17 protein-coding genes are annotated in these 15,423 nt (G+C 42.1%); 7 read left to right on the forward strand and 10 right to left on the reverse strand.

What is annotated here, in order from left to right; all coding sequences use genetic code 11:
* Nucleotides 1-1,039: WD40 repeat domain-containing protein (locus AACT52_RS19665; protein ID WP_143172828.1), on the forward strand; the 1,039-nt coding region annotated here is incomplete at its 5' end.
* A gap of 70 nt (nt 1,040-1,109) precedes the next feature.
* A complete protein-coding gene (locus AACT52_RS19670; protein WP_158054699.1) occupies nt 1,110-1,283 on the forward strand; it encodes a hypothetical protein in 174 nt (57 codons plus the stop codon).
* On the opposite strand, the gene AACT52_RS19675 is transcribed toward AACT52_RS19670, so the two are convergent.
* From AACT52_RS19675 to AACT52_RS19685, 3 genes are read right to left on the reverse strand one after another with little or no spacing between them, the layout of a single operon-like run.
* Nucleotides 1,280-2,173, reverse strand: a complete 894-nt coding sequence (locus AACT52_RS19675; protein ID WP_073632973.1) for an ion channel — start codon at nt 2,171-2,173, stop codon at nt 1,280-1,282. The genes AACT52_RS19670 and AACT52_RS19675 overlap by 4 nt on opposite strands.
* 55 nt (nt 2,174-2,228) lie before the next feature.
* Nucleotides 2,229-2,357, reverse strand: a complete 129-nt coding sequence (locus AACT52_RS19680; protein ID WP_272937112.1) for a hypothetical protein — start codon at nt 2,355-2,357, stop codon at nt 2,229-2,231.
* Nucleotides 2,358-2,531: a hypothetical protein gene (locus AACT52_RS19685; protein ID WP_198940961.1), complete on the reverse strand. Its 174-nt coding sequence runs from the start codon at nt 2,529-2,531 to the stop codon at nt 2,358-2,360.
* A gap of 58 nt (nt 2,532-2,589) precedes the next feature.
* Between AACT52_RS19685 and AACT52_RS19690 the strand changes: the two genes are divergently transcribed.
* A complete protein-coding gene (locus AACT52_RS19690) occupies nt 2,590-3,894 on the forward strand; it encodes an RNA-guided endonuclease InsQ/TnpB family protein (RefSeq protein WP_073632974.1) in 1,305 nt (434 codons plus the stop codon).
* Nucleotides 3,895-4,148: 254 nt separating this feature from the next.
* Here the strand turns inward: AACT52_RS19690 and AACT52_RS19695 are convergent, their stop codons facing one another.
* The 7 genes from AACT52_RS19695 to AACT52_RS19725 form a co-directional block, all read right to left on the reverse strand.
* On the reverse strand, nt 4,149-4,820 hold the full coding sequence (locus AACT52_RS19695; protein ID WP_233154008.1) for a hypothetical protein: 672 nt from the start codon (nt 4,818-4,820) through the stop codon (nt 4,149-4,151).
* A gap of 122 nt (nt 4,821-4,942) precedes the next feature.
* Nucleotides 4,943-5,746 carry an MOSC domain-containing protein gene (locus AACT52_RS19700; protein ID WP_073632975.1) on the reverse strand — a complete coding sequence of 268 codons (804 nt, stop codon included), beginning with the start codon at nt 5,744-5,746 and terminating at the stop codon, nt 4,943-4,945.
* Nucleotides 5,747-5,819: 73 nt separating this feature from the next.
* Nucleotides 5,820-6,788, reverse strand: coding sequence for an FTR1 family iron permease (locus AACT52_RS19705; protein ID WP_073632976.1), 969 nt, complete (start codon nt 6,786-6,788; stop codon nt 5,820-5,822).
* Nucleotides 6,789-6,871: 83 nt separating this feature from the next.
* Nucleotides 6,872-7,309, reverse strand: a complete 438-nt coding sequence (locus AACT52_RS19710; protein WP_073632977.1) for a ferritin-like domain-containing protein — start codon at nt 7,307-7,309, stop codon at nt 6,872-6,874.
* 216 nt (nt 7,310-7,525) lie between these two features.
* A complete protein-coding gene (locus AACT52_RS19715; RefSeq protein WP_073632978.1) occupies nt 7,526-8,560 on the reverse strand; it encodes a ComEA family DNA-binding protein in 1,035 nt (344 codons plus the stop codon).
* A 1,390-nt stretch (nt 8,561-9,950) separates the two neighbouring features.
* Nucleotides 9,951-10,436, reverse strand: a complete 486-nt coding sequence (locus AACT52_RS19720) for a transposase family protein (RefSeq protein WP_073632980.1) — start codon at nt 10,434-10,436, stop codon at nt 9,951-9,953.
* 554 nt (nt 10,437-10,990) lie between these two features.
* Nucleotides 10,991-12,013, reverse strand: a complete 1,023-nt coding sequence (locus tag AACT52_RS19725) for a multicopper oxidase domain-containing protein (RefSeq protein ID WP_073632981.1) — start codon at nt 12,011-12,013, stop codon at nt 10,991-10,993.
* Between the two features lie 713 nt (nt 12,014-12,726).
* Here AACT52_RS19725 and AACT52_RS19730 point away from each other — a divergent pair.
* From AACT52_RS19730 to AACT52_RS19745, 4 genes are read left to right on the forward strand one after another with little or no spacing between them, the layout of a single operon-like run.
* Nucleotides 12,727-13,467, forward strand: a complete 741-nt coding sequence (locus AACT52_RS19730; protein WP_198940964.1) for an energy-coupling factor ABC transporter permease — start codon at nt 12,727-12,729, stop codon at nt 13,465-13,467.
* Nucleotides 13,454-13,768 carry an energy-coupling factor ABC transporter substrate-binding protein gene (locus AACT52_RS19735; RefSeq protein ID WP_073632982.1) on the forward strand — a complete coding sequence of 105 codons (315 nt, stop codon included), beginning with the start codon at nt 13,454-13,456 and terminating at the stop codon, nt 13,766-13,768. Before AACT52_RS19730 ends, AACT52_RS19735 begins: the two co-directional genes overlap by 14 nt.
* The gene (gene cbiQ / locus AACT52_RS19740) at nt 13,752-14,558 is read left to right on the forward strand and encodes a cobalt ECF transporter T component CbiQ (protein WP_073632983.1); all 807 of its coding nucleotides are present in this window, start codon (nt 13,752-13,754) and stop codon (nt 14,556-14,558) included. The genes AACT52_RS19735 and cbiQ overlap by 17 nt, the downstream gene beginning before the upstream one ends.
* Entirely contained in the window at nt 14,539-15,369 is an 831-nt protein-coding gene (locus AACT52_RS19745; RefSeq protein WP_073632984.1) for an energy-coupling factor ABC transporter ATP-binding protein, read from the forward strand. The genes cbiQ and AACT52_RS19745 overlap by 20 nt, the downstream gene beginning before the upstream one ends.
* The last annotated feature ends 54 nt before the right edge of the window (nt 15,370-15,423 follow it).

The following is a 15,423-nucleotide window of genomic DNA, read 5'->3' on the forward strand; positions in this document are numbered from 1 at the left end:
CAAAATCTGGAATCTGGAAACGGGACAGGAGAAATCTACCCTCACTGGTCATAGCGACTCGGTTCATGCAGTTGCACTCACCCCTGATGGCAGGTACGTGATTTCTGGTTCAAGTGACAACACACTCAAAATCTGGAATCTGGAAACGGGACAGGAGAAATCTACCCTCACTGGTCATAGCAACTCAGTTGAAGCAGTTGCACTCACCCCTGATGGCAGGTACGTGATTTCTGGTTCAAGTGACAACACACTCAAAGTCTGGAATCTGAAAACGGGACAGGAGAAATCTACCCTCACTGGTCATAGCCACTGGGTTTATGCAGTCGCACTCACCCCTGATGGCAAGTACGTGATTTCTGGTTCAAGTGACAACACACTCAAAATCTGGAATCTGGAAACGGGACAGGAGAAATCTACCCTCACTGGTCATAGCGCCTCGGTTCAAGCAGTCGCCGTCACCCCTGATGCCAAGTACGTGATTTCTGGTTCCAGGGACAACACACTCAAAGTTTGGAATCTGGAAACGGGACAGGAGAAGTTTACCCTCACTGGTCATAGCAACTCAGTTGAAGCAGTCGTACTCACCCCTGATGGCAAGTACGTGATTTCTGGTTCCAGGGACAACACACTCAAAGTTTGGAATCTGGAAACGGGACAGGAGAAATCTACCCTCACTGGTCATAGCCACTGGGTTTATGCCGTCGCACTCACCCCTGATGGCAAGTACGTGATTTCTGGTTCAAGTGACAACACACTCAAAATCTGGAATCTGGAAACGGGACAGGAGAAATCTACCCTCACTGGTCATAGCGCCTCGGTTCAAGCAGTCGCCGTCACCCCTGGTGCCAAGTACGTGATTTCTGGTTCATGGGACAACACACTCAAAGTCTGGAATCTGGAAACGGGGGAGGTCATTACTAGTTTCACTGTGGATGGTGCGTTACTTTGCTGTGCGGTTGCACGGGATGGGGTGACAATTGCAGTAGGCGACGCAACAGGACGCATACATTTCCTGCGCCTCGAAGGAATGGAGGCGTAACCATGAACACTCCACCTCGACCCCCAACCCTGATCAATACCACCTGCTACCCCTTAAAAAGGTGGGAGGTGTGTCTGCGGAAGATATTGCCCAAACCATTAATGAAGATGAATTTGATATAGAGGAAGTGTTAGAGAATTGGCTGGAGTTCTTACAAGTGGAACCCATAGAAGGAAAAACCCGTTACAGCTTGTATCATTCCAGTTTCCGCAACTGGTTAACTCAGCAACTAAATGCAGCTTAATCTCCAATCGGCATGACATCATGAAAGCGGGTGTAATTAATACTGCGCCTGCCATCCCGTGTCTTGGACAAAATATCGATAAACCGCATATTCCAAAGAATTTCCTCACCGACATACGAGTGACGGGCATGGATAGTCTGAGTTACCGTTTCATCAAGCCCAGTCAGAGTGACCACGATTTCCATATCATCTTCAACGATCGCTTCTGGTGTGACTCCATACAAAGGACTACTTTCGTCGATTGGGTGCATGACAGTCCAAGTCAAGGCAAAAAGTGGTGACTGACTGCGAACCAGGGACATATCGTAAAATCGACGTAGCATATCACCTTCTTTCGTAATTTCGCTACGTACCAAACTCACCTTGACTTGTGCTTCTAAAATCCAGTTTTGGCGTTCGTTGGCAACCCGGAACATCAAAGTTGGTATACCGTTATAGGGAGCCAGGACTGCTACACGGCTAAACATGACTCGTGCTTTGGGAAGAGAAAACCGGGCAAACATAAGCCCGGTTGCCATCGCCAATCCTATCAGCCCCAACAGCGCTTCGATAGTCACTAAGACATTGGCATACAGTGTTTTGGGATACATCGCTCCATAGCCGATTGATGCCATCGTCTGGACACTGAAGAAAAAGGCGTCGAAGAAGTTACCCGGACGCGCATTTTCAATACCATCCCCTCCTAGAATATACGCAAAGGCAAACAAGGCATTAGCAAGTATATACCCTAAACTGATAATTCCTAATGTTTTGTACCAGCAAAGAGTGAGTAGCAAATGATATGGGTCACGCCAACGGTAGTTGGATGCACCTATACGCACGACGTTGAAGCCGCCGTCGCAGTTGTTAATCATCCGAGGTTTTGGGACTTTTCGACGAGTTTTTTTCATCGACGACGGAGTTATGGTAGCAACAACTGAGGATAGATACTATTCAATTATCCAATTAAATACCAGCAAAATCCTCTAAAGGAGCGATCGCATATCTTCTCTTTTCACAGGAAACGCGGTATGCGGGAAGCTCAGTCACAGAGCGTGCTGAGAGGCAAGCGACACGAGCGAATGCGCGTCGCATTCAATCTTTTGCCTCATCAATAAGTTTATTGACAAATTCCCTAAGCCGCTCTTGCCAATTAGGAACGGCTTTTAACTTTTCCTTAAAACCAGGCATAACCTTGAAACAAACCGGGTCTTTATCGAATGGTTGACTACTGGTAAAACCTAGTTTGTTTTCTTTTTGAAATGGCATTAATTTTTGTTGTAAATGTTGATATACTAACAATAACGCAAGTTTGCGAGTCAGAACAATGTCTTATGGATGCCAACAAGTTTTAATTACTCCAGATAAGGATTTAAAGGCATTACTCGAATATGTCTGTACAGAGGCAAATAGTTTAATCAATTGCGGTGTTTACTACAGTCGTCAATACTACTTTAAGACTAGTAAATTCCCAACTAAGGTTGATTTACACAAACAACTTGGAACTATCCAACAAAACAAACACTATCAAGCTTTGTACTCAGATACAGCGCAGCAGATATTAACTGGCGTAGCTGAATCTTTTAAATCTTATGTTGGATTGTTGAATGGTATAAAAAAGGGGACAGTTACACAAAAACCAAGACTGCCAAGTTACCGTAAATCTCGAGGTTTGGCACTCGCTACTTTTACGGGGCGTTCAGTTAAACTGAAAGATGGAATGCTACGTTTTCCATTGGGTAGCTTGGTAAAAGCGTGGTTTGGCGTAGATGCTTTTTATCTACCAATGCCAAGTAACTTAGACTTTAAAACTATTAGAGAAATTAGAATTCTTCCGAGGAATAGGTGTTTTTATGCTGAGTTTGTTTACAAAACCGAATTGTCGGTTGTTGAATCTGACAAGTCTAAAGTACTTGGAATCGACCACGGATTAAACAATTGGCTAACTTGTGTTTCCAATGTTGGGACTTCGTTTATCGTTGATGGCTTATATCTCAAATCATTAAATCAGTGGTACAACAAATCTATTGCCAAAATCAAAGATAACAAACCTCAAGGTTTTTGGTCTAACAGGCTTGCAGCGATTACAGAAAAGCATAATCCCCAAATGCGCGATGCTGTGAATAAAGCTGCAAGAATTGTAATTAACCACTGCTTCGATAATAAAATAGGTTCAATCGTATTCGGTTGGAATCAAGGACAGAAAGACGGGGCTGATATGGGAAAAAAGAACAATCAAAAATTTGTTCAAATCCCAACATCAAAACTAAAAAACCGTATTGAACAACTATGTGAACAATACGGAATACATTTTATTGAAACCGAAGAAAGCTATACATCAAAAGCTAGTTTCCTAGACAATGATGCTCTACCTAGATTCGGTGAAAAACCCGATAGCGCAGCGTGCGCCGAAGGGCGCATAGGGTGGAAAAGTAGCGGTATTAGAACAAATCGCGGTCTGTTTAAAACTTCAATCGGAATCAAGATAAATGCAGACTGCAATGGGGCTGCCAATATCATCCGTAAAGTAGCGATGATGGCTAAGTTTGACTTAGCCGGAATCAGTAGAGGTTGTTTAAGTCAGCCTAAGAAAGTTCTTTTATGGACTCTTCAGAAATCTCAGTGTCTTTAGACCTGAGAAGCTTAATAGATCTACAGCTAGCAAATCTCTGTCGAGAAACAAGGTTGTTGGTTTGCCCCTAGCGTTAATCTTGGCGTTAATGAATTCTTTGGCTTGGCGATCGCCTATGTTGTGTCAATAAGTTTTGGGGTAGTAAATATTGCCGTTATCCTACCGTTGGTATTCGATTGGGTTGGGCGGTTGGGACTTATCCTGTTTTGTCTGATAGCAACAACAGTCATTTTTGAGTCGTTGCGTTAATCGGCTCAATGCCTGTTACGCTTTTTGTGCTTTGTGGGGTCAACTAACTTGTATGACTGGTTAGGTTCAGGAGTTGGAGGAAAGGGACGCCCAGAGGTTGATGTCACCTCTTGCCCCGTACCTTCTCCATTAGAGTTGATGAGTTCGTACTGTCCGCTTATGGGAGTGCGATCGCCTGGGTTGTACAAGGTGGATTGTTGTTTGTTGGTTGGCTCCTCTTCCCCCATCAAGAGTGTAGTGACAGCATTGTAGGTTAAAGCAAACTTGCATTGGATTTCAAAACCAGGAAGATAGCCGCCGTGATAAGGTATTTCTTCTAAGTTGCTGAACGCCCCTTTAATCTCTGAAATTGGTTTTATCAACTGCTCGCTGCGCTGGCTCCAATTAATGAGTAAAGCATCCAATATCTGTTGAAACTCAAGCGCATGTAGTGTTGCATCATCTGGATCCGTTTGGCTGTCTACAACAATCAATATCTTTAAAGTGATCTTGAGCGTAGTTTGAGCTTCTGAAAAATCATCGTTCTTACTAACTTGGGTATGAAACTCGTCTACATGAAAACCGAACTGCGCTCGAAAGTGTGAAAATTCCTCTGTTTGGAGTTGGTGACGAAGATAGGGTAGTAATCCCGCATCATTATCCAATAGGATTTGGCGAACGGTTAGCTCGTTTGTCATAATTTATCTAAAAAGTATCTACGTTAAGGCTTTCAAACTTAACATTTTGACTTGAAACAGCAAAATAGAACATCCTCCAAAGTGACCAGAGTTAGCTCACTCTTTGTGCTGTTGCATTTTGTTCATTCTGAAAGTTGTGTCATAATGTCGCCAATTGCCACACTACCACTTTCAATAACCTGTGCCAAAACTCCCGTCTGTGTGTGTTGAAAATGCTTTTTCAGCAGAGTCAGCAGGGAGATATCTCGTTCTCCCGTTTCTGGATTGACATCAATATTTAAGCAGCGATTAATCCGCGCTGTAATGGCAATTCGGGCTGAACCAAGTTGCATTTCTTTGCCCACCCAGTCAAATTCTCCCCAGGCGGGTACACCATCTAAAACAATATTGGGGCGGAAACGCCGGACATCTACCTGAAGTCCGGCTAACTCACTTAAATTGTCAAGAGTTGCTTGACTGACAAGAGAAATATGCACGGCTTCCCGGTCGGGATACCGACTTTTGCCATACTCTCCCACAAGCTGCAAAGGTGCGCGGTTTGGATGTCTAGCTGCCTGAGTGGGATAAATTCCTGCGAGGTATCCTGTGAAAAAGGTAGCAATGCGATCGCGTCCTGTTGGGCTATTCGTATCACCAACTAATAACTCTACGCCTTTGCGCTTGACTGTTAAAGTACCAGTGGCTGCTTCGTAGGAACAATCTAACGCTGCAAGTCCTGCCCAGTCATTTTGCATGGCGAAGTTGTGCTTTTTCATCCACGGCACTTTTGTAGAGTCGGGATGTTGTGCATCTTCTTGGAACATTAAAGCAAAAGAGCGATCGCCCTTGATGCCATGTCCAACTTGCACCTCAACGCTACTGCAGTTCTGGGGACTTAACCCTTTAAATGGATGAATAAATAACTCTTTGACACAAATCTTACTCATTGGGAATTGGTTATTGGGAATTCGGCTTGTAATGAGCGCTCTTTGCGCTCACTACTAACCTATTATCCATTGTTCAATCCTTGAGAGAACCCATTGATTTCTGTGCTACTGGCTGATTTTTTGCGCTACCACTTCCTGCACCCATGATGCTGCGGAAATATAAACCACCAACCGTTACCAAAAACACAACATATCCCACTGCTTGCACAACATACAAATATTGTCTATAGCCAAATAAGGCTTTGAGAACAACGCCAGGGAACTGTTCGTCGGGTAAAATCTTGGAAGTATCCCAAACCATTGGGCCCAATATACAAGAGTGGATTTTAGTAAACCGTTCGTAATAAAAGCAAAGACTTTCTGAGGCGCGATTGCTCAGAGCAAGGGTAGTAAAAGCTTCGTCGAACTTATGCAAAGCCGTCATCACTAACCCAGCGACAATCAACACTAAGAAAACCCCCATGACCTGAAAAAATTGGCGAATGTTAATTTTAACGCCCCATTGAAATAACAGCACGCCAATTGCAGCTGCGACTGCAATACCACCAATAGCGCCAAGGCTGGGAATCAGCCCTTGTTGAAAGTTAGCAGCGATGAACAGAACAGTTTCAAAGCCTTCGCGTACAACGGCAATAAATACTAAACTAAAAACACCCCAACCAGCATATGAATCCTGTTTTAAAGCACCTGTTACGGCTCCCTCAACCTGAGCTTTCATAAATCTGGCTTGCTTGGTCATCCAAATGAGCATCCAGCTGAGCATAACAATTGCTAATAAGCTGAACACACCTTCCATCAATGGCTCAACCACTGATGAATACTGGGGATTAATTGCACTTAGTGCTTGAACTATCCAAGTGAACAAAAAACCTATAAATGCACTGACAATAATGCCAACGCCGACACCAGCATAAACCCAAGGGTTGAGGCGCGATTGTTTAGCTTTTTTTAGCAAAGCCAGCACAATGCCGACTACGAGAGCAGCTTCTACTCCTTCTCGGAGCGTAATCACAAAAGTAGGTAAGGCAGCACTAAAGTTCATTCTTTATCCTTTGTCTTTTGTCCTTGATCCTTAGCCATTAGTCCCTTAATTTTTACTAATGACTAAGGACTTATCACTAATAACTATTCAGTGAAATCGCGTAACATTTTCTTCAGTTCGAGATTATGCATCTCTTCCTGACCAATCATATTACGGGCAAACTCTTCGATATAAATGCTAGCATTGCTAACAGTTTCAAGCAGGTGTTTGTACAATTCAAGTGCTTTTTTCTCGTGTACTAAGCTTTCTGCCAAGATATCCTTGATTGAATGCTTATAAGTTTCTTCGATGGGAGAAATTCTCAAGCTGGGATGTCCTTCTATACCTGTGAGAATTTCTCCTACTTGTTGGGCATGAAGTAAAGACTCAGTAGCCTGTGCTTTAAAAAAATCCACAATGGGAATGCGGTAAGGACCAGTTACCATTAAGGAATAGTGAGTATAACGCACTACTCCTGCTAGCTCGCACTCCATGATTGAGTTTAGCAGGTCGATTGTTTTTTTGTAATCAAGCTCTTGCATCATGTTGCTAATTCTAGTGATACGTCGAAGTTTCTTAACTAATGAGTGAAGAGTGATGAGTTATGGTTTGTTGGTTCACAATCAAGGGGTTAAAGCTGAGGCAATCCAGGTTCACCCAACTCTTAACTCCTGACTCTTTGTTCACTGCTTACTCACTTTAAAGTTTTGAGTGAGAGTAAAATGTCAGCCAAGTATCACTACAAACAATTCAAAATGCTATCGCTGCGCTTGCGTGCTGGAACTATCAATCACTTTTTGAGAATTTTGTTCAATGGTTTTCACCAGGGTGGTGACATCTTCAGGAGTTTTGACTGGTTTAGCTGGTGGAATTGCAGAGGGCCAAACTGTTGCCAGTTGAGTCATACTAGTTTCAATCGCTTTGTGTTCTTGGGGATGGTCTTTAGCCATTTTGCTAGCAATCCCTTTGTATAAGTCGTTAGCATAGTTGATAAAGCCACGGGAATCTTGATACTCAATGGCTGCAGAAATTTTACCATCTGCGATCGCTGCACCATATTCTGAGTTAGCTGCATCTAGCAACCCGTTCATCACCTGTAGCACGAATCTAGGTTGCGATCGCTGATCTGCTCCTAAAGCTGTCACAGCGTTATCAATAGATTGCATGGAAGAGGCAAAATCAGTTTTCACCTTGGCATTTTTAGGGTTAGATTTGACAAAATCTTGCAAACTAATCAAAGATGTCTTAAACTCTTTGACTTTACGGTCATTCAATTGCTGTTCTACATCAACATAAATCTCTTCAACTGGATGTCCAATGTGAGGTTCCGCCTGTTTCGGCTGATTCTGATCCAACAGTTCTTTTGCTACCAAAAGGTGTCCTTTCATTAACCCGAGTTTCGTCATGTAGTCAACATCTTTTGCTTCTCCAGTCAGAACCACTTCCTGGATAGTCACCTGATCTTTAATTTGGTCAAATTGCTCCTGAGTGATCACTTTTTTAGAGACTAAATCCTCAGGACTGATGTAGGGACGACTCGCCTGAATTTTGTGCGATAGTGCAGGCACACCAAGCTGCGCTTCAAACTTATCCAACTCCGACAAGATCGCGTTATTGATGTTGATTTTCTTTTTGTTACCGTGTCCACTGTGACTCACTGCTTCAGTAGCCTGGGGACTGGAGTTCGCAGCAGGCGTAGTAGAATTTTCTGCCGTTGGTGTACCGTTACAGGAACTTAGAGCGAAGATTGCTGCAGTAGCAATAGTTAAACAGATGTAACGGAATTTTATCATTCTTGCTCCTATGAGTATTTGAAAGGTAATCATTAAAACATTCAAACGAGTATTGATCGATGGATTTGACAGTGTGTCTTACATTTTGCTATGATACTTTCTCATAAATGAGATTATTTTTCAACTATTTGCTAAGATTTTAACCATGATTTCATAACAATTCTCAGTTTTTGAATCACTGAAATGCTTATAGGGCGGCAATTTTCTTTATTACCAGCTGATGCTACATCTGCATATTTGAGGCTGTAAAGGAATTAGGCTAGGTACGAAAGATTGAAGAAGGCAGCTTTGCTGGAGGCAGAGGGCAGAAGGCTCAATCGGATGGGGATTCTGACCCCAACCGATTGTAGACAGCGTGTAGACAGTGGGGTTTTATACCCCATTGGCAGAGGTCAAACGGAATAGAGGGTATTACTTGTTGCCTTCAATACTTATTCCTCCCTTCTGCCCTCTGCCCTCTGCCCTCTGCCTTTCCCAGATAAACAACAAAGCCACTCTCCTGACCGACAGTCGGAGGCACATTATGTTCTAATCATAGAATCAGTGTTGTAAGTCCTACTAAAGTAAACCCCCCTTGCGATACCGAATAAGGTAGCTTGCAAGGGGGGAACACAACTGGGAGAAATTGAAAACTGTATATTCCTTTTTCAGCCTGTGGCTGCAAATCTTGTTATTTGATGAGACGCTGTTTCAACTTGCCGTTAAGTATCAAAGATTTAACATGATTTGCGAAAAAATTTTATGAATGCAAAAAATATCGAGGAGTTTTCTTTTAGCCAAGCCCGCACACTGTTGAGGTGACAATCTGCAATGTAATGCATATATGGTAAGTTGCCAGTTGCAATACCCAAAAATGCAGCAACAGTTGACCAAAATGTTAGGGTACGCATTTGAGGGAAAATTTTACTCACTCTGCAAAGTAATGGAAATGCTAAATGTCCTGTGTGTACAACGAGCCTTGCACGTAATGCTCTCAAACCGTCAACTATTCCCATCCATTCATGACAAGGACTAAGATGCAATAGGTTGAATAAGGGCAAAAATAGAAACATCCTAACAGACAATAAGTTTAGTCTATTAATTGCAACTTTAGCAATATGTAGCTGCTTTGAAAATTCCCCAAAAATTGAATCAACACGTGAATTCCCCACCATAACAAATCCTCAGTTGGTGTTCAACAAACAATTATTGATGATGAGGGAATCTAAATTAGGAAGTCCCCTCCCATTAGGTAAATGGGGTGCCCTGGTACTTAAGAGAAACTTCTCGAAAGTGTATACTTTTTTAATGCGTTTTACACACTTATTTGAGCATACATACTTTTACGGAAAAAATCTACAGTCAAAAAAATAATAGATTTATTCTTTGACATAATGGTGATAATTTTTTGTTATTGTTTTCCGTGAGTTTCATAGCAAAACATCTTTTTACTGAGTTGAAAGCGATGCTGTTTTTTTTGCTTTTGACTGATGTAGTTAAAAATGTTCTTGATTTGCTCAATACCAAGGTGTTGCTGTTGGCTAATCTGCTCAATGTTGGCATGATTGATTTGGGAGTAAATACTCTCTTCATACCTTCGTGTGTACTTCCTTCGCCAATCAATAAACTGCAATCGCTCAGTAATGTATCGCTGGCAAACTCTGCAATAAAACTGCCGACGTGGTACTTTTAAATACACTTTTTTACCATAAACTGGTAAATCTCTCACTACAATTGGTCTGGTTTGATGTAATTCTTTCGTGTAGTTACGGCAATGCGGACAGTATGTACCTTCAGCTAAAACACTTAACTGAAAAGATACTGAATCGTGAGAGAAATTACAAGATTCTACGGCTACACCAGGTAAGTTTAGTAAATGTGTGAAATGTATGTTCATCGGAAAAATGTCACCAGATATTACACTTGGCACCATGAGTTTCTAACCCACTGGTGCTATCGTTGTTCAGTCATTGCACAGGAGTCGAATCAGGATTTTTTGACGACATGTAGGTAGCGATTTTTTAGAAACTGGCTTTTCTCCTCACAGGAGTTTCAAGATGCACAAAGCCATTGTCACCCTTTACCCATCTGCATCCCTGACAAATTTCAAGTCAAAACTTTCTTCAGTAATTCTGTGTTTGTCGCCATACTATAACAAGTTCTACCACATAGTACGGCAAAATCTCTCATCAATAAAAAATAGTGATAAGTAATTATTCGATGCATGGCTAAGCTTTGCTGTGGAAAGCAGCCACTATGAACGTTATGGGAAGTCACCTTTAGAAGTCACCTTTAAAATATTTGTTTTAAGATGTCTGCAAAGGAGCTAAAGCTACAGTACTCCTCCACGCCCATAGGGGGGACACAATCTCTTGCGTTTAATTCAGGGCGGGCTGTCCGGCCCACCCCACAAAATCTGTATTTAATACTACTGAGAACTGCTATATCTAGTCAGGAAGTTTTTGCCGTCTTTTGAGAGTTACTCTCAGCTATGACTTCAAATTGACCCATGCAGCCGTTTTCTGCGATCGCATCCTGATGGGGATGAAACATATACATACCCGGATAGCGAAAGGCAAATTCCAAGATGTGACGCTCCGCTATCCCCATCGTAATCACATCAGTTTTAGTAGTGGGTTTGGTAGTCATTCCCGTGGGATAGACGTCAAAAAAGTTGGCGTGGAGGTGAAACGTTATTGCTGGATCGTATTCAATGATGTTGAGAAGATACAGCCTAATCAACTGATTTTGGTAAATGGGGATAGGATTATCCTTGTAGTAGTCAGGCAGCCCGTTGAAGGCATAATATTCGTTACGGCTATCGTCATTCACGTCATACCCAGCCATGACTAATGCGATCTCATCAGCTGGAGGACGTGGAGTGGGTGGATCGATGATAAACATTCCATATAGCCCCTTAGCAACATGACGGGTTACTGGTTCAATATGGCAGTGGTACAAGTGAACGCCATAAGGTTCCGCGTCAAATTCATAGATAGTTGCTGTACCGTGGCGAACTGGGCGAACACCATCCATTTCTGAGGGGTGGACGCCGTGAAAATGTAAAGAGTGGGAATGTCCCGCCTGGTTGAAGAACAGCACCCGTATGCGATCGCCTTGTTTTGCCCTCAGTGTCGGTCCTGGTATGCGACCATTTAAATCCCAGATGTTGTAAGAGACAGCATTGTTGAGTTGAATCGTGGAAGTACCCGCAGTCAACCGAAATTCCCGGATGGTGCGTCCATTTTCTTGCTTTAGTGTGCCATATTCAAAATCCCGTAGCATCTTGGCTGGGTTAGTAACCCCGGAAGTTGCTTCCATCTCTAGAGTTGGCACTCTCACAATTGACTTACTTTGTGCATTAAGTATTTGCCATAACGCCGCACCACTCACACCAGCGCCTACTAAACCCAGCTTCAACAGATTACGACGGCTTATTAGTTTTTCTTTTTCTAAAGCAAATATATTAGGCATGGTGTTATTATTGATACTTTACAGCAAAATTAAATTGCCAATTTTTTTCAATTAATTCCTTTTGGAATACTAAAATAATCAATAATAATTGTCAATATTTCTCAAGTTTTACAAAAAATATAAGAGTGATTATATTTAGAATTGCCTTAATTTCTCTGGGTTTCTTGTCTTAACATTGCATCGCCAGTACAACACTAAAAAGTGTCTAGGACTTACATATTGACAAAGTTCTCAAATATGGGTTTCCATTTTTCGACTCTCAGGTGGGCAGTGCCGTAAACTTATGTCGGGCTCATCAGGTTTTACTCAGTACTGCCCACCCTACAAGTTGTGGTCGCTTTCCGATTGGATGTGCATTCATACACATGATGCTCAATCTGTACAGTGCGTAAGTGGTAGTGTCGTGAAAAATTTTAATTTTTTTTTATTGCTTGCGATAGTTACATAGATTTAATTATTTTTGAAACAACAAAATGTCAAAAGGTGTATGATGCATATTTCTAAAGGCGAGATACTGGACAAGCTCTTATCTTGCACCAAATGCCTCTGCATACTTGACTAAATAAACAGGAACCTTTGCTAGTAAAGATTATTCTTGAGTCAAAACGCCCCCCGATTTAAACTAAAAGCTTTAGATGCATCTGTAGGTACTTATCGTGTCAAAAATTATTCTTAAATCAAAAGGCAAATCAAGGTTAGTGAGTCTTATCTTGATGGCAGTGGTAAGCTTTTACTTCATTGTGTGCCTACCCAAACCAGCGTATGCTATGCATATTATGGAAGGTTTTTTACCACCAGGCTGGGCGATTTTTTGGTGGGTTGTAGCATTACCGTTTTTTATTCTGGGGTTACGATCCCTAACTCATATTACCAAAGCTAATCCTGAACTAAAATTACTCCTAGCATTGGCAGGAGCTTTTACGTTCGTACTCTCAGCCTTGAAAATGCCTTCAGTGACAGGGAGCTGCGCTCATCCTACAGGAACAGGATTAGGCGCAGTATTATTTGGACCTTTAGCTATGTCGGTGCTGGGTAGTTTAGTCTTGCTGTTTCAAGCATTACTGCTAGCGCATGGCGGTTTGACAACACTAGGAGCAAATGCATTTTCGATGGCGATCGCCGGGCCATTTGCCGCTTACTGGATATATCATCTAACAATGCGGCTCAGTGGTAAACAAAAAATTGCTATCTTTTTAGCAGCAGCCTTGGCAGATTTACTGACATACATCATTACATCCATCCAACTCGCCCTTGCTTTTCCTGCACCAGTTGGGGGATTTCTTGCCTCACTTGCCAAGTTTGCCGGAATTTTTGCCATTACTCAAGTACCCTTAGCAATTAGTGAAGGGTTACTGACTGTGCTGGTGTGGAACTGGCTACAATCTTACACTCCTCAAGAATTAGAACTGTTGAAATTAATCAAACGGGAGCCTCAAACCAATGAATCAGTCTAAAAAAGGATTGAGTAACTGGCTGTTACTTGGAGGAGTTCTGATTTTGGCAGCGGCACCATTCATATTTGCCCGTAACGCTGAATTTGCGGGTGCAGATGACAGAGCTGCCAAAGCCGTTACTGAAGTACAACCTGGATATCAACCTTGGTTTAAACCACTGATGAATGTGGCTAGTTGCGAAGTGCAAACCTTTTTATTTGCGTCTCAGGCTGCCGTGGGTGCAGGGACACTTGGGTTTTTGATTGGTTTGTACAAAGGGCGCTCCGAACAAAGCAAGAAACAAAATGAAAATTCAGATTGACACGCTTGCTTACACTAATCGCTTACGGTGGTTAGCGCCAGAGCAGAAATTACTGTTTGCCACTGCCCTGCTGATAATCACTGCCTTTGCTCATCCGCAAGTTCAAGTTTTGATATTCTTTTGGATGAGTATTTGGACAGTGATTTATGCAGGCATTCCTGCTAAGACTTATTTGAAATTAGTCTATGTTGCCACTCTATTCTGGTTAACGAGTTTGCCAGCTTTAGCAATCAATGGCATAGAGGTATCTCATCTAGATTTTGTGCAACATGACTCTATTATAGGATTGACTTTTGGCTCTTATTATGTATACATCAGTCACAAAGGTATTGAGCAGGGATTGACAATTTTAACGCGAGCGATCGCCTCTTTATCCTGCTTATACTTTGTCATGTTAACTATCCCCTTTTCCGAACTTTTGCAAACATTGCGTCGTATCGGAATTCCAGTGCTTTTAACTGAGCTTTTATTGCTGATGTACCGCTTTATCTTTGTCCTTTTAAATACTACTGCCGAGTTATGGACTGCCCAACAATCTCGTGGAGGCTATCGAACTTTTAGTACTGGGATGAAAAGTTTAGCACTGTTGATTGGACAACTACTAAAGCGAACCATAGAAAACTATCGTCAAGTCTCGTTAAGTTTAGCAGCACGGGGTTTTAGTGGAGAATTGCGGGTTTGGCATCCTCATCGCTATCATGAATCGAAGCGCCATACCATAGAAGCAATTGTCGGCTGTGCAGTATTAATAGGATTAGAATTGTGGAAGTATGCAGGAATGGTTACTTGAATTTGAGCAGGTACATTATACCTATTTAGGTGCGCAACAATCGGCTCTGAATGGTTTAACACTACGGATTCCTGCTCACAAAAGATGTGCATTAATTGGTCAGAATGGTTGTGGTAAAACGACACTATTTTTATTAGCAAATGGTCTATACAAACCAAATAAAGGTAGTGTGCATTGGCAAGGTAAGTCACTCAAATATGACCGTAACTCCTTGATGAAGTTACGTCAAAAAGTTGGGTTAATTTTTCAAGATCCAGAGCAACAACTGGTAGCTTCTACTGTTGAAGAAGATATTTCTTACGGCTTGTGTAATTTGGGGTTGCCAGAAGTAGAAATTCAACAGCGAGTCGAGCAAGCTTTAGTAGAATTTGGTTTAACTGAACTAGCTCAAAGACCAGTTCATCATCTGAGTTTGGGACAAAAAAAGCGAGTTTCCATAGCAGATGTGATGGTGCTACGACCTGAACTACTGCTATTAGATGAACCTACAGCTTATCTGGATAAGTTACATACTCGTAACCTCATGGCAACCCTGAAAAAGATTCATGCAGCTGGGACAACAATCTTGATGGCAACTCATGACCTTGATTTAGTTTACCGCTGGGCAGATTGGATATTTGTCATGGATAAAGGACGACTTGTTTTGGAGGGAAAGCCACAGGATGTGTTTACTCAACGCGATATTTTAGAAGAGTTACAGTTAGGAGTACCACTCATATATGAAATGTTATTTGCTGACGGAGTCGCTGAAGAGGGACCTGTTTTGGAACGCTTACGGCAAAGAATATTGAATTTATTTCGCTACTTTTAAAGCAAGGTCGTTAACCAGGTTTATAGCGCAACTCAATTGAATGAAGTACAAATT

Source organism: Scytonema sp. HK-05 (genome assembly GCF_963872035.1).
In the GTDB taxonomy this organism is placed as follows: domain Bacteria; phylum Cyanobacteriota; class Cyanobacteriia; order Cyanobacteriales; family Nostocaceae; genus Kalymmatonema.